The sequence below is a fragment of the Rhizobium sp. N324 genome (genome assembly GCF_001664485.1).
GTDB lineage: Bacteria > Pseudomonadota > Alphaproteobacteria > Rhizobiales > Rhizobiaceae > Rhizobium.
The window spans coordinates 1,631,723-1,648,634 of the sequence record NZ_CP013630.1 but is presented as its reverse complement, the minus strand read 5'-3'; the positions used below and the strand labels follow the sequence as shown (position 1 = coordinate 1,648,634).

Here is a 16,912-nt window from a genome sequence, read left to right as displayed (position 1 = left end):
TTCGAATTCAGAAGTTGAGTTCGCTAAAGCGCAGCCTATTGCGCTCGGCCGGCTTCACACATGAGAAAGATGCTGGCGCAAAGATCGGGATAGATTTGCCCTAGCTGATAGCACCCCTCCAGATATTCACTGGAAATGATGTCCGTCTGGAGCAAGCGATCCCACTGGAAATTTGCCAGGGCTTTGAAGAAAACGCCGGACCGATGCACAACGTTCAATCCCGCCAATCTTGCATCGCGCTCCAGGGTATCTAGTGAATATGTGATGCGGTGACCATGTTCCGCTTCCGCCTTCGTGATTGCGGAATTGTGGCTTATCAAACCCATTTTAACAGCGATCTGGCGGGACGGGGCATTCGCATTCGGGCATACCAGGAAGAGCCTGCCCCCTTCCGATAGCCATTCGTCATTGATGCGCTTCAGCACGCCTACCGGATCGTCCAGATGCTCGAGAACATGTGTCAGCAGGACATTGTCATAGCGCTTGGGGAGCTTCACCTCTTCGAACACGTCATTGATAAATGTCAGGCCGTCACCCAGTTCGTTCCTCGCGACGGCTATTGCCTCATCGGAGGCTTCTACGCAGGTGATATCGTCGAAATAAGGAACGATCCTTTTCGTGAAATCGCCCCGGAAACTTCCAAGTTCAAGCAGGCTTCCCGGGCGGAAAAAGGGCATGAAAGACTTCAGCATATAATGATGCATGACGTCAAAATCGAAGTTGTATGCGTAGCGATGATCACTAGCATCCTTGATTTCGCTATTATAATCGCGCTTCTTCTCAGCCATCTTCTACCCCAAATCTCGCTTCATTGTCAGCATTGACTGTTCGCTATCCAGCACCACGAACCCATATCTGCTATAGACAGCGACGGCGGCCGTGTTTTTCGCCTCGACCTCGAGGCGTATCGTTTCAAACCTCTTCTGCCTGGCCAAAGCGATGCTCCGTTCAAGCAACGCTCCCGCTATCCCCCTGCCGCGCCATTCTTCGAACACACTTAGATTCGTGATGAACGCCGATGTCTGTTGGGAATTGTTGCAATATATGGCCAGAAGCCCGATCAACCTACCGTCAGACCATGCCTCAAAGCGCTCGGCATTGAGCAGGATTTTCAGCGCATAAGCGTCGATGTCCACGCGTGCGCGAAGCCCCTCGGCGAAAACACTTCCGCATTCATTCAAGTGGTAGGCGATGTCGCTTGCCGAAGCGAGGTTGTGGCCCCAATCCGGCGTCATGCAGCGCGTTCCAATATTGCGGCGCCGAATCCATGCCGGCCAAACTGGTTTCCGTTATAGAGGAGGTAAATCGCCCCATCCGCCTCAAAGACGTGCGGATAGCACAACATGTCGGAATCCCATTCGCCGTCCGTTCCTTCAATCCCCAATTCAAGGTCATCGCGTGACCAGTTGATCAGATCGTGCGAATAGGCGTGGCCGATTTGATAGCCGCGTTTCCTGTTAGTTCGGAAATCCGACGATTGCCGATAGCAAAAGAACATATGATAGCGATCATCGATCCGGATGACGGTCGGCAGAGCTTGGCTCTCGTCGGCGCCAAGCCGATCCGGTATGATCTGCCTGCCTTCCTCCTTCTGCCAATTGATGCCGTCTGGCGAGGTCGCATGACCAATTTTATAAGTCCTATCCGGAGGCGCGCCCGGGGAGTATTCTTTCCACCCAGTCCCGAAAATGTACCACATGTGAAATAGGCCATCGATGAACTTCACAAAGCCGTCGCCGACCAGGCACGGCTCCTTGAGAGACGCCGACAAGACCGGCCCATCGCCGATCCTCTTGAACGACATCCCGTCGTCGTGACTGAGGGCAAGCCCGATTGCCGTATCGACCGAGACAGCAACCCTTCGATTCCAGCCGCATGTGTAGCCGTAGATCTTCCCTTCGTGTCGCATCACATTCATCGGGAAGATGCCATGCTCGTCAAAGCAACCGAGTTTGCCGAGTTCAATAACCGGCCTGTCGGAAACGCGAATGGCCCTCTCCAGAGTCTTGTCCATATCGACAAAAGCGACATGGCTGAGATATTTGCCGTTCACGTCAGTTGCGCGCGTTGAGAAGTAGATTCGTATAAAGTCATCGAAAACGAGCGCTTGGGGCGACTGCGCAAACTCGACACAGCCTGCGGGCAGATGATGCTGCGTGGGATCAAAGATCTTGCCCAGTTTCTTCCATCGCATCTTGGTCATGCGTCACCAAGCTTTCCGTCGAGAACAGCAAGGCCGAAACCATTGCGCCCGACTTGATTGCCGAGATAGGCCATATAGGTCTTGCCATCCAACTCGAAGACATGCGGGTAGCTAACCATCTCATCATCCCAGCCTGTGTCGGACACCGTCAGCCCCGCTTTGCTATCGTCACGTTGCCAGTTGACCAGATCGTTGCTCGAGGCGTAACCGATCCGGTACCCCCCTTCCTTGCCGCGATAATTCGTGCTGTGGCGATAGCAGAAGAACATGTGGTAGCGCCCGCCGGCAAAGATCACATCGGGGCTCGCCTGTGCCTCATCGGTCTCGACGACAGATTCGATCAGATCCCTGTTCGCTTTCTTCCAGTGCACGCCATCTTCAGAGGTGGCTAGACGGATTTTGTACACAGGCTCCGCACGCCCATTGGCCATGATCCACTTGGAACCAGAGATATAGAACAGGTACCACCGGTCGTTAAAACGCCGAATCTTGGGTCCACTCAGGACGAAGGGTTCATCCGGCGAGTATGGCACGACGGGTCCCCTGCCCGCCTTAGAGAAGGTCCGGCCTTCGTCCGTGCTAAAGGCCAATCCTATACCGACGTTGAATGGCACGGATTCGCATCGCGTCCAGCCGGCATAGTAAGCGCGTATGAGGTCGCCATCCCTCGCGACGGAGATCGGATAAGTACCAAATTGATCGAATTCGCCGAGACCGCCCAATTCCAGGACCGGACCTTCGCTGATCCGTATGATCTTAAACAAGTCGGCCCTATCCACGTCAACATAAGCAGAATGCGAGACATATTGCCCGGCCTGATCCGCTGGTGGGCGGCAGGAAAAGTATATTCGCACAAAATCGTCGAAAAGCAGCGTTGCGGGCGCTTGAGCAAACTCCTTAAGCCACGGACGATCAGTCACCTCCTGCGGTGTAAAAACCTTGCCTAACTTCTTCCATTTGAACATTGCTTCACCGATATCTTCTTCTTGGCAGACCGCCGAAAGGAACCACTCGTCCGCATCTAAGGTTGAATGAGCTCATACGCACCCAGCATATTCCCCTGAATCTCTTCCACCGAATTGAACATGATGACATCCACCATTGACAGCCAGGGCACGAAATCAGCGCCGAACTGAGAATATTCCACACACTTCGACTTGATGAATTTCAGTTCTATACCGCGCGCAGCAAACGCCTCTCGAGAGTAAAGTTCCATACCCCCTATCGCATTCACATAGACCTCCGCGCCCGCTTTCTCGCAAAGCTCCAAAACTTTTTCCTGGCCCTTGAGATCATGATTTATCGTTATTTCAGAGGAAACGACGAAGTCTGTCCTGATGCCAAGGTAGCCGCAAATTTCCCTGATTGAGTTGAAAATATAGAAAAAAAGATTGTTGTCGGGAAATCCTATCGCCTGCTCGATTACCGGGAAAGCATTGGAAAAAAATGGCGCGCGTCGATAAGCGCCTTGAATTTGATTGAGCAGCTTGTTGCGGTCGAAGTCTGGCGACAGGCTGCGTTCGCACACGTCCAAACTATCCGGCGCGGCCTTCAGCGGCAGAGAGAATGTGGCGTCCCGGCCGTCGCGCAACATGCGGTTTCGGTTAATCCAACCCTTTTTTGTGTATTTGATATTGTCGTAGACGATGAATTTATCGACCGCACTGATCAGCTGAAAGTAGCCAATGTAAGGAAAGAAATACGGCTGCATAATAGCCAGTTTCATTTCGTCTACCCCTAAGAAGCAATGATCGCGCAGACCTTGTCGACGACCTCCATTTCCATGTCGGGATAGATGGGAAGGCAGAGCACTTGTTGTGCGGCTTCGGTTGCGACCGGCAGATTCGCAGGCTGCGCGGAAGGCAGGCTGCGGTACATCGAAAAGCTTGAGATCAGCGGATAGAAATAACGGCGCGGATGAATGCCGTTTTCCTTCAGAAGCTCATAGAGCTCATCGCGCGATATGGGATAGCCAGGGCGTACGAGGATCGGGAAATAAGAGAAATTTGAGACAGTCTCGCCTGAGCGGTCCAGGCATTCTATGCCGGCGACGCCGCGCAGACGCTCGCGGTATGCGGCGTCGATGAGCCCACGCCTTTCAAGGGCGAAATTGATATATTTCAGCTGCAACAGCCCGAGCGCTGCATTGAATTCGCTCATCTTGCCGTTCGTGCCTGGCGCTACCACGGTAACCTCATCGACGTAACCGAAGTTCTTCAGCTGGTCGATTCGAGTCTTCGTCTTGACATCAGGGCAGATGATGGCCCCGCCTTCGAAGGTGTTGAAAACCTTGGTTGCGTGGAAGCTCAGGATGGAAAGGTCGCCGTGATTGAGAATGCTTCCTCGTTCGTCCTCGACGCCGAAGGCATGGGCGGCATCATAGATGACCTTGAGATTGTAGAGATCGGCGATCTTCTGGATCGCATCGACGTCGCAAGGGTGGCCGTAGCAATGCACCGGCATGATCGCCGTCGTCTGCTGCGTGATCGCTGCCTCGATCTTCGCTGGATCGAGATTGAGCGTCACCGGATCGATGTCGACGAAGACGGGCTTCAAGCCGTTCCAGAGAAGCGAATGCGAAGTGGCCACGAAGGAATAAGGCGTGGTGATGACTTCGCCCGTGACGCGGAGCGCCTGAAGCGCCGTCAGCAACGCAACGGTGGCGTTCGAAAACAGGCTGATGTGCTTCACGCCGAGATGGCTGCAGAGCTCCTGCTCCAGTTGCTCGTGGAAAGGCCCGCCATTGGTCAGGATGCGATTGTTCCAGATAGCTTCCAGCGAAGGAATGAATTCTTCGAGCGGCGGCAGGCTGGGCTTCGTTACATAGATCTTTTCGTTTTTCATGACGCCGTCCAAAGTTAGCCACTATCACGCAATGGGCCTGGCGCGAACATCACGGCTTAACCTGTTCCCAGGCTGACCAGCGAAATTCCCGCCCAACAGTGTGGCGCAAGCTTCACGTCCAATAGTCGACACCAGAACCAGCCCGAATGCCGTTTCGTGAATCACGAAAACGGTAGCTATGCGCGAAGGACGACGCCTTGACGATCAATCAGCCCATTTCTTCTTTGCCGGCCGGCCTTCCTGATCTGGCGCTTCTCACGGAGAAAGCGGCCGGCACGGGATCCGTCATTATCTATCAGCCTTATCTCGATGCTTCGCAGCGCAGCCAGCTCGACGCGGCGGCCATGCCGTTCGACATCTCGTTCAATACGCAGGCGACGACCCGCGAATATGAACTCTTCCTCACCCTGCATCAGCATCACGAGGCGATCGGCCTCGGCGACGACGTGTTCTGGGGGCTGCTTTCGAGCAAATTCGAGATGAAGTCGGTGACGAGCTTCCCGTCCTTCGTCACCGAGGCGGAAAAGGCCAGGGCGGAAGGTGCGGACGCCTATCTTTACAATCCGCTGATCGGCCACGCGGCGATCTACAGCAACGTCTGGGAACATTCGCTGCTTGGCGGTCATCCTGGCATGGAGCCGATCTTTCTGCATCTCCAGGAGCTCGGCTATCCGATCGCGCCGCCGCAGGACAAGATTGCCTTCATGTTCTGCAACTATTTCTGCGGCAACCGGAAATTCTGGTCCGGGTATTTCGCCTTTTGCGAACGCATTCTCGAATCGCTGGAAAACCAGGCGCGCGCCGGCACCGCGGCGGGCAACGCATATTCCGGTACGGCTCACTACTCACGCGATGCCAACGCAAAGATGCGCCCTTTCGTGATCGAGCGTCTGCTCGGCCTTTATGTCCAGCAGGCTATCGCCTCCGGATTGAAAGTCGCTGCCTTCGTGCCGACCCTTGCCGATTTCGAATGGAAGTTCGGCGTCCGCCTCGGCCGGATGTTGCATGGCCTCTTCGCCGCCAAGGAAGCCTTTCTGCGGAGTCCTGAAGATGCTCTCCTGAACGCGTGGCAGCAAGGCCGTCAACCATTGATCAAGCAGCCGCATCTGATCTGGTGCGCCGATGATCCGCCGGCCTGGATGCCGCGCGGCCAGTTCACCGGCGGCCCCGAACTGGTGCGTGCCTATTCCCACCAGGTTCCAGGCGCCTCTCCGGCGCCACAGCAGCCGCTACGAACGGAAAGGCCCGCCATACCGGCCGCGCCGAGAATCGAGCAGCCGCCGTTGCAGCCCTTTGCCGGCGGATGGCAGGCCCACAAGGACCGTCATTGCATCTGGATCGTCACGCCTGAAAACTACAATCACAGCCACGCCTTCGACGAAGTCGCGCTCGGCCTGCAGGGCGCCTTCGAGGAACTCGGCGGCTCGGCACCGATCGTCCGCGACATGAACGCATTTGCCGGCCGTGCGCCAATCATCTACGGCGGCAATCTTCTGGCCCCCGAAGTCGTCGCTCATCTGCCGAAGGATAGCGTTCTGATCAACCTCGAGCAGGTGTCTGAAGAAAGCACCTGGATCAATTCACGCTATGTGTCGATCCTGAGGGCGATGCCGGTGCTCGACTACAGCCCGCGCAACCGCGAGAACCTTGCCGCCAAGGGGATCGATCACGCCGGTGTGCTCGAGATCGGTTACAACAGTTGCCTGAGCCAGATTCAGCACGCCCCCGTCAAGGATATCGACGTGCTCTTCTACGGCTCGATGAACGAACGCCGCCACCATATCCTGAAGACGCTGAAGGACGGCGGGCTCAAGGTCGCCCACCTCTTCAACATCTATGGTGCGGAACGCGATGCGGCGATTGCCCGCGCCAAGATCGTCATCAACATCCATCATTATGCCAGCGGCGTCTTCGAGATCGTGCGCATTTCCTATCTGCTCGCCAATCGGGTCTGCGTGTTGACGGAAGGCAACATCCGCGATCCGGACCTCCAGCCCTTCATCGGCGGCTTGGCAATCGAGCCCTATGACGACATGATCGAGCGCTGCTTCAAGCTGATCGCAGATGCTAACGAGCGCGATGCCATTGCCGCGAAAGGTCTTGAGGCCATTCGGATCCGCTCGCAGGCGGACATGCTGATGAGCGTTATGAAGGCCGCAGAAAAGGTACGTCATGCGCATTGAGACCGCCGCCATCGAGGGCATCGTTGCAATCACGCCGCCACGCTTCGGCGATCACCGCGGCTACTTCTCCGAGGTATTCAAGGATGCCTGGTTCCGGGAAAATGTGGCCGACGTCACATTCATCCAGGACAATGAATCGCTCTCGGCGCAGGCCGGCACCGTCCGGGGGCTGCATTTCCAGATCCCACCCTTCGCACAGGGCAAGCTGGTGCGCTGCCTTGCCGGCCGGATCATGGACGTCGTCGTCGACATCCGCGAGGGATCACCGAGCTTCGGCAAATGGCTCTCTCAGGAGCTTTCGCCGGACACCGGCAAGCAGCTCTGGATACCGGCCGGTTTCGCGCACGGGTTCGTAACGATCGAGCCGAACAGCGTCATCAGCTACAAGGTAACCGCACCCTACAGCCCGCAGCATGACCGGGGCATTGCGTGGAACGATCCGGCGATCGGCATTCGCTGGCCCTTCGATGAGCGAGACATGGTATCGTCCGACAAGGACAAGACGCTGCCGCGGCTCGCCGATCTGCCAAGCCATTTTTCCTTTTCAGCACAGCAACCCCAGGATTGATCGACAATGCGCATACTGGTCACGGGCGGAGCGGGCTTCATCGGATCGGCATTGGTGCGCCATCTCGTCAGCGAGATCGGCGCCGAGGTACTGAATGTCGACACGCTGACCTATGCCGGCAATCTGGAATCGCTGAAATCCGTCGAATCGGCGCCGAACTATCAATTCCTGCGCGCCGACATCTGCGACCATGCCAGGATGCGGGAAGCATTCGCGTCCTTCCGTCCTGAAATCGTCATGCACCTGGCGGCAGAGAGCCATGTCGACCGCTCGATCTCGGGCGCGGCCGATTTCATTCAGACCAACATCGTCGGCACATTCAGACTGCTGGATGCCGCACGGCACTATTGGGACGGGCTTGACGTTCGCCGCAAGAGCGCCTTCCGCTTTCTGCATGTCTCGACGGACGAGGTCTACGGCTCGCTCGGCGACGAAGGCCTCTTCGAGGAGACGACGCCTTACGATCCGTCCTCGCCCTACTCCGCCTCCAAGGCCGCGAGCGACCATCTGGCGATCGCCTGGCACCGCACCTACGGCCTGCCAGTCGTCGTCTCCAACTGCTCCAACAATTACGGCCCGTTCCATTTCCCGGAAAAGCTCATTCCGCTGATGATCCTCAACGCACTGGAGGGCAAGCCTCTTCCGGTTTACGGCAATGGCGTGAATGTCCGCGACTGGCTCTATGTCGAAGACCACGCCCGCGCGCTCTTCACGATCGCATCCAGAGGGCGCCCTGGCGAAAAATACAATGTGGGCGGCCGCAATGAGCGCAGGAATATCGATGTCGTTCATCGCATCTGCGCTATTCTCGACGGCGTCTACAGTGACAAGGCACCGCATGCACGTCTGATCACCAATGTTACCGACCGCCCCGGACACGACGCACGCTACGCGATCGATGCCTCGAAACTCGAAAGCGAACTCGGCTGGAAGGCGCAAGAGACCTTCGAAACCGGCATCGAGAAGACCGTGCACTGGTATTTGGAAAACGAATGGTGGTGGAGGCCGCTGCGCGAAAAAGTCTACTCCGGCGAACGCCTCGGCGTTGTCAAGGGGCGATAAGATGCGCATTGCCGTCACCGGCAAACAGGGCCAGGTCGTTCAGTCGCTGCTCAGACGTGGCGCCGGAACAGGCGTCGAAATCAGCGCGGTCGGGCGCCCAGAAATGGACCTTGCGAATCCTGCAAGCATCGCAGCCGCCTTCTCGGCTCTGCGCCCGGATGTGATCGTCTCGGCCGCCGCTTATACGGCGGTCGACAAGGCCGAGAGCGAAGCCGAGCTTGCTTTTTCCGTCAACGCGGCAGGCGCCGGCGCGGTTGCCGAGGCTGCCGCGCGGATCGGCGTCCCGGTGATCCACATTTCGACCGACTACGTCTTCAGCGGCAACAAGGCCTCCGCCTATTGCGAAGAGGATGCGACGGCGCCGATCTCCGTCTACGGGCATTCGAAACTCGCGGGCGAGAAGGCCGTCGCGGCGGCAAACCCGAACCACGTCATCTTGCGCACCGCCTGGGTCTACTCGCCCTTTGGCTCCAATTTCCTGAAAACCATGCTGCGGCTTTCCGAGACGCGCGATCATCTTCGCGTTGTCGCCGATCAGACAGGATGCCCGACCTCGGCACTCGACATCGCCGATGCGATTCTTGCGATCGCAACCCGTGTTGTAGCGGACCCTGCGCCATCACTCCGCGGCACCTTTCACCTGACCGGCAGCGGCGAAGCAAGCTGGGCCGATTTCGCCGAAGAGATATTCGCGGAGCTTTCCAAGTCCGGCGGCAGAAACGTCGGCGTCGAACGCATCCGGACGGCGGACTATCCGACACCGGCGAAGCGTCCCGCCAATTCCCGTCTCAACGGCGACAAGCTCGCCAGGACATATGGAATCCGGCTCCCTGAGTGGAAGCAGTCTATGACAATTGTCATGCAAGACCTTTTGAACGAGGGTCTTTAAGGAGATGGGCATGAAGGGCATTATTCTCGCCGGCGGCACCGGCACGCGTCTGCATCCGATCACGCAGGCGATCTCGAAACAGTTGATGCCGGTCTACGACAAGCCGATGATCTACTATCCGCTGACGACGCTCATGCTCGCCGGCATCAGGGAACTGCTGATCATCACCACGCCTCACGACGTCGAAGCCTTCAAGCGCCTTCTCGGCGACGGCTCGCAATGGGGAATTTCGCTGAACTATGCCGTACAACCGAGCCCGGACGGCCTCGCCCAGGCCTTCATCATCGGCGCCGACTTCTTGCATGGCGACAGCTCGGCGCTCGTTCTCGGCGACAACATCTTCTACGGGCACGGACTGCCGGAGATCATGAAATCCGGCACGAGCCGGCGGGAAGGCGCAACGGTGTTCGCCTATCACGTCACCGATCCGGAACGCTACGGCGTTGTCGGCTTCGACGAAAAGATGAATGCGCTGTCGATCGAAGAGAAACCGAAAGAGCCAAAATCGAATTGGGCGGTGACCGGCCTCTATTTCTACGACCAGCAGGTGGTCGATATCGCCGCCAACCTGAAACCGTCACCGCGCGGCGAACTGGAAATCACCGATGTCAACCGCACCTATCTCGAGCGCGGCCAGCTTTTCGTGGAACTGATGGGCCGGGGCTATGCCTGGCTCGACACCGGCACGCCTGATAGTCTGCACGATGCAGCCGCTTTCGTCAGCACGCTGGAAAAACGCCAGGGCTTCAAGATCGCCTGCCCCGAAGAAGTCGCCTGGCGCATGGGCTACATCTCGCAGGGCGACCTCGCCAAGCTGGCGGAGAAGCTCGGCAAGAGCGCTTACGGCCAGTATCTGACGAAGCTGTCCCCGGATTGGTAAGTGACTTGTGACCCCGGAAACAGGTACAGGTTTTCGATTCAGGCGCTCGGGAATTCCGCCAGTCGGGCAGCGTAGCGTGCCATGGTGTCGACTTCGAAATTGACGAAATCGCCGGCCTTACGTTCGCCCCACGTCGTCACTTCGAGGGTGTGGCGGATGAGCAGGACGTCGAAATCGGTGCCGTCGACCGCATTGACGGTGAGCGAGGTGCCGTCGAGGGCGATCGAGCCCTTGGGGGCGACGAATTTCGCCAGATGGTCGGGCGCCCGTAAGCGGTAACGGGTGGCGTCACCCTCTGATGTTACCGAGAGGATTTCCGCCTTGCCGTCGACATGGCCGGAAACGATGTGACCACCGAGTTCATCGCCGATTTTCAGCGACCGTTCGAGATTGATGCGGCTGCCCTGCTGCCAGGCGCCGATCGTCGTCAGCCGCAGCGCTTCCTCCCAGGCCTCGACCTCGAACCAGCGGCCGTTGCTGCCTTCGGCAGGAAGTGAGGTGACGGTGAGGCAGATGCCGGAATGCGAGATCGAGGCGCCCATGTCGATGGTCGAGGGATCATAAGCGGTCGCGACCCGCAGCCGGATGCCTTCCTTCAAGGGGGAAACGGATTCGACCGTGCCGACATCGGTGACTATTCCGGTAAACATCAAAGTCCTCTTTCGTATTCGTCCAGACGATCTTCGCCGAACATCTGTGTGCCCGTATGGGCAAAACCCGATGGTATGTCGGTTACCTCAAGCGGCGATTCAATACCGCCCTCGCCGATCACGACAGGCGCCTGGTAAAGCTGGATGCGATCGACGAGGCCAGCCTCGAGGAAAAGCCGCGCCGTCTTGGCGCCGCCTTCGACCAGAAGCGAGGAAATACCGCGTGTTGCCAAGGCCGGCAGCAGGACTTCCGGGTGATAGGGATTGCAGTAGACGATCTCGATGCCGGCGGCTTCCAGTGCGGCGCGGCGGGAGTCCAGGTCGGCGGCGTCGGTGGATGCGGTACCCCCCTCTGCCCTGCCGGGCATCTCCCCCACAGGTGGGGAGATTGGCTGAGGGTCAGCTCCCTGCTCTATCTCTTCCGCCGCGGACGGCGACCCGCTGTCGTGGAAACTCAGATCGTGCTCCTTGTTGATCTCCCCCCTTGTGGGGGAGATGTCCGGCAGGACAGAGGGGGGTAACCCTTCTTCTGTCCCTAATGGCGAAATCTCTTCACTCGCCACCACGATCACCGGGACATCCCGCGCCGTCTGAACCAGCTTGCTCGTCAGCGGCAGGGCCAAAGAAGGATCGAGCACGATACGAACAGGCGACTGCGCTTCGAGGCCCGGCGTGCGCACAGTCAGCAGCGGATCGTCCGATATCGCCGTGCCGATGCCGACCAGGATCGCGTCGGTTTCGGCGCGCAGCGCCTGAACCTCGGCGCGGGCCTCCGGGCCGGTTATCGCCACCTGTCCCGCCCCCTCGCGGCCGATCATGCCGTCGGCGGAAACGGCAAGTTTGAGAGTCACATAGGGCCGGTTCTTCGTCTGGCGGGTGAGATAGCCGGCCAGTGAACGCCTTCCCTCCGCCTCCAGCACGCCGGCATCCACCTCGATGCCGGCTTCCCGCAGCATGGCGATACCGCGGCCGGAGACGCGCGGATCGGGATCGGTGACGCTGATGACGACGCGAGCAACGCCATAGGCGATCAGCGCCTCGGCGCAGGGCGGCGTCTTGCCGTGATGCGAGCAGGGTTCGAGCGTCACATAGGCGGTGGCGCCGCGGGCAGCCGCGCCGGCTTCCGCAAGCGCCTGCGGCTCGGCATGCGGGCGGCCGCCGACGGCGGTGACCGCCTGGCCGACGACAACGCCATCGCTCACGATCAGGCAGCCGACGGAGGGGTTGGTGGCGGTGCGGCCGAGATGCCGGCGCGACAGGCGGATCGCCGCCGCCATGAAACTCTCGTCATGCGGCGTGACGCTCATGGCTCACCTGTCCAGCGGGTCGCGGGCGATCTTGGCGTTGATTTCGGAAATGACCTTCTCGAAATCCTCGGCAAGCGAGAAATCCCGATAGACCGAGGCGTAGCGCACGAAGCCGACATCGTCGAGGCTCTTCATGGCTTCGAGCACCTGCAGGCCGATCTGCTCGGAGGAGATCTCGGTCTCGCCGGAGCTTTCAAGCCGGCGAACGATGCCGGAAACGGCCCGCTCGATGCGATCGCGCTCGACAGGGCGCTTGCGCAGCGCCACTTCGAAGGAGCGCACCAGCTTGTCGCGGTCGAAGGGTACTTTGCGGCCGGTCTTCTTGATGACCATCAGCTCGCGCAGTTGCACGCGCTCGAAGGTGGTGAAGCGGCCGCCGCAATCCGGACAGATACGCCGCCGGCGGATGGACGTGTTGTCCTCCGCCGGGCGCGAATCCTTGACCTGTGTATCTTCCGAACCGCAATAGGGGCAGCGCATCGCTACTCCTTATCCCATGTAGTCATACATTGGGAAGCGGTCTGTGAGGTTGACCACCTTGCCGCGCACGGCGGCTTCGACGGCAGCGTTGCCTTCATCCGAATTGGCGACCTTCAGGCCGTCGAGAACCTCGACGATCAGATTGCCGATTTCGCGGAATTCGGCTTCCTTGAAGCCGCGGGTCGTGCCGGCCGGCGCGCCGAGGCGCACGCCGGAAGTGACGAAGGGCTTTTCCGGGTCGAAGGGAATGCCGTTCTTGTTGCAGGTGACGTAGGCGCGGCCGAGAGCTGCCTCGGCGCGCTTGCCGGTGGCGTTCTTCTTGCGCAGGTCGACCAGCATCAGATGGTTGTCGGTGCCGCCGGAGACGACATCGAGGCCACCAGCGATCAGCGTTTCGGCCAGCGCCTTGGCGTTCTTGACGACCTGGGCGGCGTAGTCCTTGAATTCCGGCTGCAGCGCCTCGCCGAAAGCGACGGCCTTGGCGGCGATGATGTGCATCAGCGGACCACCCTGCAGGCCCGGGAAGACGGCCGAATTGAACTTCTTGGCCAGATCCTCTTCATTGGTGAGGATGACGCCGCCGCGCGGGCCGCGCAGCGACTTGTGGGTCGTGGTCGTCGCGACATGGCAATGCGGGAACGGCGACGGATGCTGGCCACCGGCAACGAGGCCGGCGATGTGGGCCATGTCGACCATCAGATAGGCGCCGACCGAGTCGGCGATTTCGCGGAAACGCTTCCAGTCCCAGATGCGGGAATAGGCGGTGCCGCCGGCGATGATCAGCTTCGGCTTGTGCTGTTCGGCCTTGCGGGCAACGTCATCCATGTCGAGCAGGTTGTCGCCTTCGCGCACGCCGTAGGAGACGACGTTGAACCACTTGCCGGACATGTTGACCGGCGAACCATGCGTGAGGTGGCCGCCCGAATTCAGGTCGAGGCCCATGAAGGTATCGCCGGGCTGCAGCAGCGCCAGGAACACGGCCTGGTTCATCTGCGAGCCGGAATTCGGCTGAACGTTGGCGAAGTTGACGCCGAACAGCTTCTTGGCGCGCTCGATCGCCAGCTCCTCGGCGATATCGACGAACTGGCAGCCGCCGTAATAGCGCTTGCCCGGATAACCCTCGGCATATTTGTTGGTCATGATGGAGCCCTGGGCTTCCAGCACGGCGCGGGAGACGATGTTCTCGGAAGCGATCAGTTCGATCTCGTGCCGTTGGCGACCGAGTTCCTTTCCGATCGCGCCGAAAATCTCGGGATCGACGTCCGCAAGCGGGCGATTGAAGAAGGATTCGGTAGAAGCATTGGTCATGGGCGGGCTCCTCAACTGGAATGCGCTGAGGTATTAGCCTTCCGCCGGGGCAAGGGCAATACGAAGAACGACATTTGCTGAGCAAAGCGCGCGCTCCCGTCATTTTGCGACAGCGCAAAACTAAGAACCGGCGGTCACCTTCCCCCGGCATAAAAAAAACCGCGCCGGGAGGGCGCGGTTTGAAGATACGATGCAGAGGCCGGCGTTTACTGGGCCGGCTGTTCCATGCCGGCCGTGGTATCGAGCGCCAGTTCGGCATTGCCGTCCATCTGATAGATGTCGTCGCGGAACTGGACGATGCCGTCCGGCATGCCCCAGGCGGAGATATAGACGAAATAGACCGGAACTTCCGTGGCGAGTTTGACCGGCGTGTTGACGCCGGTTGCGATTACCTGCTCCATCTGCTGGCGGTTCCAGCCGGGGGTCTCGCGCAGCAGCCAGTTCGACAAGTCGCGCACGTTCTGGACGCGGACACAACCCGAGGATTCGAAGCGCATCAGCTTGTTGAACAGGCCCTGCTGCGGCGTGTCGTGCATATACTCGCCGTTTTTGTTGTAGAAATTGATCTTCGTCGAGGCCATGGCGTTGGTCTTGCCGGGGTCCTGGCGGAACATCAGGTTCGGCGCCTCGCCGTTCCAGTCGATGGTCTCGGGGGCGACTTCGTTGCCCTTGCCGTCGATCAGGCGGATGGCGTTCTTTTCGAGATAGGTCGGATCCTTGCGCATCAGCGGCATGATGTCCTTCTCGACGATCGAGCGCGGCGAGGTCCAGTAGGGGTTGAGGATGACCTCGTAGATCTTCGAATTGACGAGATGTGTCGGACGGCTGAGACGGCCGACAACCGCGGTGTGGCGCGTCGCGACAGTGCCATCCTCGACAGCCTCGACATAGGCGGCGGGGATGTTGACCATCACGTGGCGACGGCCGAGATCCTCGGGGAACGTCTGCAAGCGGATGATGTTGGTGTTCAACTGCTGTAGGCGGACATCGGCGGGGATGTTCATCGCCTTCAGCGTGAATTCGCCGAGCACACCATCGGACGGCAGGCCGTGGCGGGCCTGGAAGCGCTTGACGGCGCCGTCGACATAGGAGTCGAAGGCACTCGACATGCCGGCCTCGCGCGGCAGGTCGCCGGTGATCGCCAGACGCTGGCGCAGCGCCTGGACTGCGGGATGGCTGACGCCGAGCTGCAGCTTCTGGTCACCGGGATTGACCTCCGGCCAGCCGCCGGCGGCCGCGATCTGCTGATACTGCATGACCGCCTGCTGGGCGCTGGCGAGCGATTGGGGACCAAGGATCGGCGTGTTGGAAACGACGGCGCTTGCCGTGCGCGAAGCCGCCTTGGCGTCAAACTGGTCGTCCCAGTTGCCGCGGCGCGGCGCGTTGATCAGCGTATCGATCGCCGATTGCGCGAAGGCCGGCGCGGCAATCGCGCTTACGCCAACCGTTGCCGCGGACGCAAGGAAAGCGCGGCGCGAGAGAGCTTCATTTCCGTTTTTCTTCGACATAGTCCCAACCACTGAATGCGGCGATAAAGAGAAGCCGCGGCTCTTTGCGATATCCCTGCGCCTTAACGCAGATCTCTGTGCATTTGTTGTCCCGGCACATCAAAACTTTCCGCTTGCCCCATCACAAGTTTGCGATGCGACAGCCTGACAATTTCGATCGGTCCATTGAAAGCGCCGGTTGTTAAGCCTTCCGCTGCCACACCAATATGGCCAATTCGTGTTGCCGGCCGAAAGACCGACGACCCGGCTAGCGGAAACACGACACAACGAACCATATGACGGGCTAAACCGTGGCGGTTAATAACGGCTAAAAAACGGCTTGGATACGGGAGATAATGCTTGCCTCCCTTGCGTTGCAAAGATGCCACGCAGCGCCAACGGCAAAACCGGACGCGCAGGGACACGTCCGGTTTTCTGCAACCCTGATGGAGGTCCAGGGTCTTAGAGGCGATACATGATGCTATCGTTCCAGAAGCGGTCAAGACGCTGGAGCAGCTTGTTCATCTGGGTGAACTCGTCGGTGCCGATGCCGCCGACCTTGTCGATCGAGGTGATGTGGCGTTCGTAGAGTTTGGCAACCGTTTCGGCAATGTCCTGGCCCGTTTCGGTCAGGCTGATGCGGACCGATCGGCGGTCGATGCGCGAGCGCTGGTGGTTGATGAAGCCGAGATCGACCAGCTTCTTGACGTTGTAGGAAACGTTGGAGCCGAGATAGTAGCCCCGCGAGCGCAGCTCGCCGGCGGTCAGCTCGGAATTGCCGATGTTGAAAAGGAGCAGCGCCTGGATGGCGTTGACATCGCTGCGGCCCTGACGGTCGAATTCGTCCTTGATGACGTCGAGAAGACGGCGGTGGAGACGTTCAACAAGATGAAGGGATTCCATGTAAAGATCACGGATGCCCTGGTCCTGCTGGTCACGGAAGTTCGATACCGCCTGCGGCTTGATTTTCGTGTTCATATTGACTGCCTCACTGTTTGTTTGGCGGTGTCGTTTTCTTCCCGCCTTGAGTGAGACCCTATCGAATACATAT

General features: G+C 59.2%; 18 protein-coding genes. 5 read left to right on the top strand and 13 right to left on the bottom strand.

What is annotated here, in order from left to right; all coding sequences use genetic code 11:
- Positions 1 to 35 precede the first annotated feature (35 nt).
- From AMK05_RS07895 to AMK05_RS07870, 6 genes are read right to left on the bottom strand one after another with little or no spacing between them, the layout of a single operon-like run.
- On the bottom strand, positions 36 to 788 hold the full coding sequence (locus AMK05_RS07895) for a class I SAM-dependent methyltransferase (RefSeq protein WP_064838007.1): 753 nt from the start codon (positions 786 to 788) through the stop codon (positions 36 to 38).
- 3 nt (positions 789 to 791) lie between these two features.
- A complete protein-coding gene (locus AMK05_RS07890; RefSeq protein ID WP_064838006.1) occupies positions 792 to 1,235 on the bottom strand; it encodes a GNAT family N-acetyltransferase in 444 nt (147 codons plus the stop codon).
- On the bottom strand, positions 1,232 to 2,203 hold the full coding sequence (locus tag AMK05_RS07885; RefSeq protein ID WP_064838005.1) for a hypothetical protein: 972 nt from the start codon (positions 2,201 to 2,203) through the stop codon (positions 1,232 to 1,234). Before AMK05_RS07885 ends, AMK05_RS07890 begins: the two co-directional genes overlap by 4 nt.
- Positions 2,200 to 3,168, bottom strand: a complete 969-nt coding sequence (locus tag AMK05_RS07880; protein ID WP_064838004.1) for a hypothetical protein — start codon at positions 3,166 to 3,168, stop codon at positions 2,200 to 2,202. Before AMK05_RS07880 ends, AMK05_RS07885 begins: the two co-directional genes overlap by 4 nt.
- A gap of 56 nt (positions 3,169 to 3,224) precedes the next feature.
- On the bottom strand, positions 3,225 to 3,929 hold the full coding sequence (locus tag AMK05_RS07875) for a WbqC family protein (RefSeq protein ID WP_064838003.1): 705 nt from the start codon (positions 3,927 to 3,929) through the stop codon (positions 3,225 to 3,227).
- Between the two features lie 11 nt (positions 3,930 to 3,940).
- The gene (locus tag AMK05_RS07870) at positions 3,941 to 5,047 is read right to left on the bottom strand and encodes a DegT/DnrJ/EryC1/StrS family aminotransferase (protein ID WP_064841310.1); all 1,107 of its coding nucleotides are present in this window, start codon (positions 5,045 to 5,047) and stop codon (positions 3,941 to 3,943) included.
- Between the two features lie 197 nt (positions 5,048 to 5,244).
- Between AMK05_RS07870 and AMK05_RS07865 the strand changes: the two genes are divergently transcribed.
- The 5 genes from AMK05_RS07865 to rfbA are packed head-to-tail and all read left to right on the top strand — an operon-like array spanning position 5,245 to position 10,629.
- Complete coding sequence (locus AMK05_RS07865; protein WP_064838002.1) at positions 5,245 to 7,230, top strand: hypothetical protein; 1,986 nt, start codon at positions 5,245 to 5,247, stop codon at positions 7,228 to 7,230.
- A complete protein-coding gene (rfbC, locus tag AMK05_RS07860) occupies positions 7,220 to 7,798 on the top strand; it encodes a dTDP-4-dehydrorhamnose 3,5-epimerase (protein WP_064838001.1) in 579 nt (192 codons plus the stop codon). Before AMK05_RS07865 ends, rfbC begins: the two co-directional genes overlap by 11 nt.
- Positions 7,799 to 7,804: 6 nt before the next feature.
- The gene (rfbB, locus tag AMK05_RS07855; protein WP_064838000.1) at positions 7,805 to 8,860 is read left to right on the top strand and encodes a dTDP-glucose 4,6-dehydratase; all 1,056 of its coding nucleotides are present in this window, start codon (positions 7,805 to 7,807) and stop codon (positions 8,858 to 8,860) included.
- A 1-nt stretch (position 8,861) separates the two neighbouring features.
- A complete protein-coding gene (rfbD, locus tag AMK05_RS07850; protein WP_064837999.1) occupies positions 8,862 to 9,749 on the top strand; it encodes a dTDP-4-dehydrorhamnose reductase in 888 nt (295 codons plus the stop codon).
- A 10-nt stretch (positions 9,750 to 9,759) separates the two neighbouring features.
- Positions 9,760 to 10,629 (top strand): glucose-1-phosphate thymidylyltransferase RfbA, encoded by an 870-nt coding sequence (rfbA, locus tag AMK05_RS07845; protein WP_064837998.1) that lies wholly within the window; start codon positions 9,760 to 9,762, stop codon positions 10,627 to 10,629.
- Between the two features lie 38 nt (positions 10,630 to 10,667).
- Here the strand turns inward: rfbA and AMK05_RS07840 are convergent, their stop codons facing one another.
- The 7 genes from AMK05_RS07840 to ldtR all read right to left on the bottom strand — a co-directional run bounded on the left by AMK05_RS07840 (position 10,668) and on the right by ldtR (position 16,839).
- Positions 10,668 to 11,279, bottom strand: coding sequence for a riboflavin synthase (locus AMK05_RS07840; RefSeq protein WP_064837997.1), 612 nt, complete (start codon positions 11,277 to 11,279; stop codon positions 10,668 to 10,670).
- Positions 11,279 to 12,586, bottom strand: coding sequence for a bifunctional diaminohydroxyphosphoribosylaminopyrimidine deaminase/5-amino-6-(5-phosphoribosylamino)uracil reductase RibD (gene ribD / locus AMK05_RS07835; RefSeq protein WP_064837996.1), 1,308 nt, complete (start codon positions 12,584 to 12,586; stop codon positions 11,279 to 11,281). The genes AMK05_RS07840 and ribD overlap by 1 nt, the downstream gene beginning before the upstream one ends.
- A gap of 3 nt (positions 12,587 to 12,589) precedes the next feature.
- A complete protein-coding gene (gene nrdR, locus AMK05_RS07830; protein WP_003547190.1) occupies positions 12,590 to 13,066 on the bottom strand; it encodes a transcriptional regulator NrdR in 477 nt (158 codons plus the stop codon).
- A 9-nt stretch (positions 13,067 to 13,075) separates the two neighbouring features.
- Positions 13,076 to 14,374, bottom strand: a complete 1,299-nt coding sequence (gene glyA, locus AMK05_RS07825) for a serine hydroxymethyltransferase (RefSeq protein ID WP_064837995.1) — start codon at positions 14,372 to 14,374, stop codon at positions 13,076 to 13,078.
- A 206-nt stretch (positions 14,375 to 14,580) separates the two neighbouring features.
- Positions 14,581 to 15,882 (bottom strand): L,D-transpeptidase family protein, encoded by a 1,302-nt coding sequence (locus AMK05_RS07820; protein ID WP_003587437.1) that lies wholly within the window; start codon positions 15,880 to 15,882, stop codon positions 14,581 to 14,583.
- 62 nt (positions 15,883 to 15,944) lie between these two features.
- Entirely contained in the window at positions 15,945 to 16,286 is a 342-nt protein-coding gene (locus AMK05_RS34475) for a hypothetical protein (RefSeq protein ID WP_143535821.1), read from the bottom strand.
- A 37-nt stretch (positions 16,287 to 16,323) separates the two neighbouring features.
- On the bottom strand, positions 16,324 to 16,839 hold the full coding sequence (gene ldtR / locus AMK05_RS07815) for a transcriptional regulator LdtR (protein WP_003574072.1): 516 nt from the start codon (positions 16,837 to 16,839) through the stop codon (positions 16,324 to 16,326).
- Positions 16,840 to 16,912 lie beyond the last annotated feature (73 nt).

Excerpts from the sequence above, each read along its gene's own strand:
- AMK05_RS07840 (WP_064837997.1), bottom strand. The coding sequence starts at position 11,279 with ATGTTTACCGGAATAGTCACCGATGTCGGCACGGTCGAATCCGTTTCC.
- AMK05_RS07875 (WP_064838003.1), bottom strand. The coding sequence starts at position 3,929 with ATGAAACTGGCTATTATGCAGCCGTATTTCTTTCCTTACATTGGCTAC.
- AMK05_RS07890 (WP_064838006.1), bottom strand. The coding sequence starts at position 1,235 with ATGACGCCGGATTGGGGCCACAACCTCGCTTCGGCAAGCGACATCGCC.
- rfbA (WP_064837998.1), top strand. The coding sequence starts at position 9,760 with ATGAAGGGCATTATTCTCGCCGGCGGCACCGGCACGCGTCTGCATCCG.
- rfbC (WP_064838001.1), top strand. The coding sequence starts at position 7,220 with ATGCGCATTGAGACCGCCGCCATCGAGGGCATCGTTGCAATCACGCCG.
- ribD (WP_064837996.1), bottom strand. The coding sequence starts at position 12,586 with ATGAGCGTCACGCCGCATGACGAGAGTTTCATGGCGGCGGCGATCCGC.
- AMK05_RS07870 (WP_064841310.1), bottom strand. The coding sequence starts at position 5,047 with ATGAAAAACGAAAAGATCTATGTAACGAAGCCCAGCCTGCCGCCGCTC.
- AMK05_RS07895 (WP_064838007.1), bottom strand. The coding sequence starts at position 788 with ATGGCTGAGAAGAAGCGCGATTATAATAGCGAAATCAAGGATGCTAGT.
- rfbD (WP_064837999.1), top strand. The coding sequence starts at position 8,862 with ATGCGCATTGCCGTCACCGGCAAACAGGGCCAGGTCGTTCAGTCGCTG.
- AMK05_RS07820 (WP_003587437.1), bottom strand. The coding sequence starts at position 15,882 with ATGTCGAAGAAAAACGGAAATGAAGCTCTCTCGCGCCGCGCTTTCCTT.
- rfbB (WP_064838000.1), top strand. The coding sequence starts at position 7,805 with ATGCGCATACTGGTCACGGGCGGAGCGGGCTTCATCGGATCGGCATTG.
- glyA (WP_064837995.1), bottom strand. The coding sequence starts at position 14,374 with ATGACCAATGCTTCTACCGAATCCTTCTTCAATCGCCCGCTTGCGGAC.
- nrdR (WP_003547190.1), bottom strand. The coding sequence starts at position 13,066 with ATGCGCTGCCCCTATTGCGGTTCGGAAGATACACAGGTCAAGGATTCG.
- ldtR (WP_003574072.1), bottom strand. The coding sequence starts at position 16,839 with ATGAACACGAAAATCAAGCCGCAGGCGGTATCGAACTTCCGTGACCAG.
- AMK05_RS07880 (WP_064838004.1), bottom strand. The coding sequence starts at position 3,168 with ATGTTCAAATGGAAGAAGTTAGGCAAGGTTTTTACACCGCAGGAGGTG.
- AMK05_RS07885 (WP_064838005.1), bottom strand. The coding sequence starts at position 2,203 with ATGACCAAGATGCGATGGAAGAAACTGGGCAAGATCTTTGATCCCACG.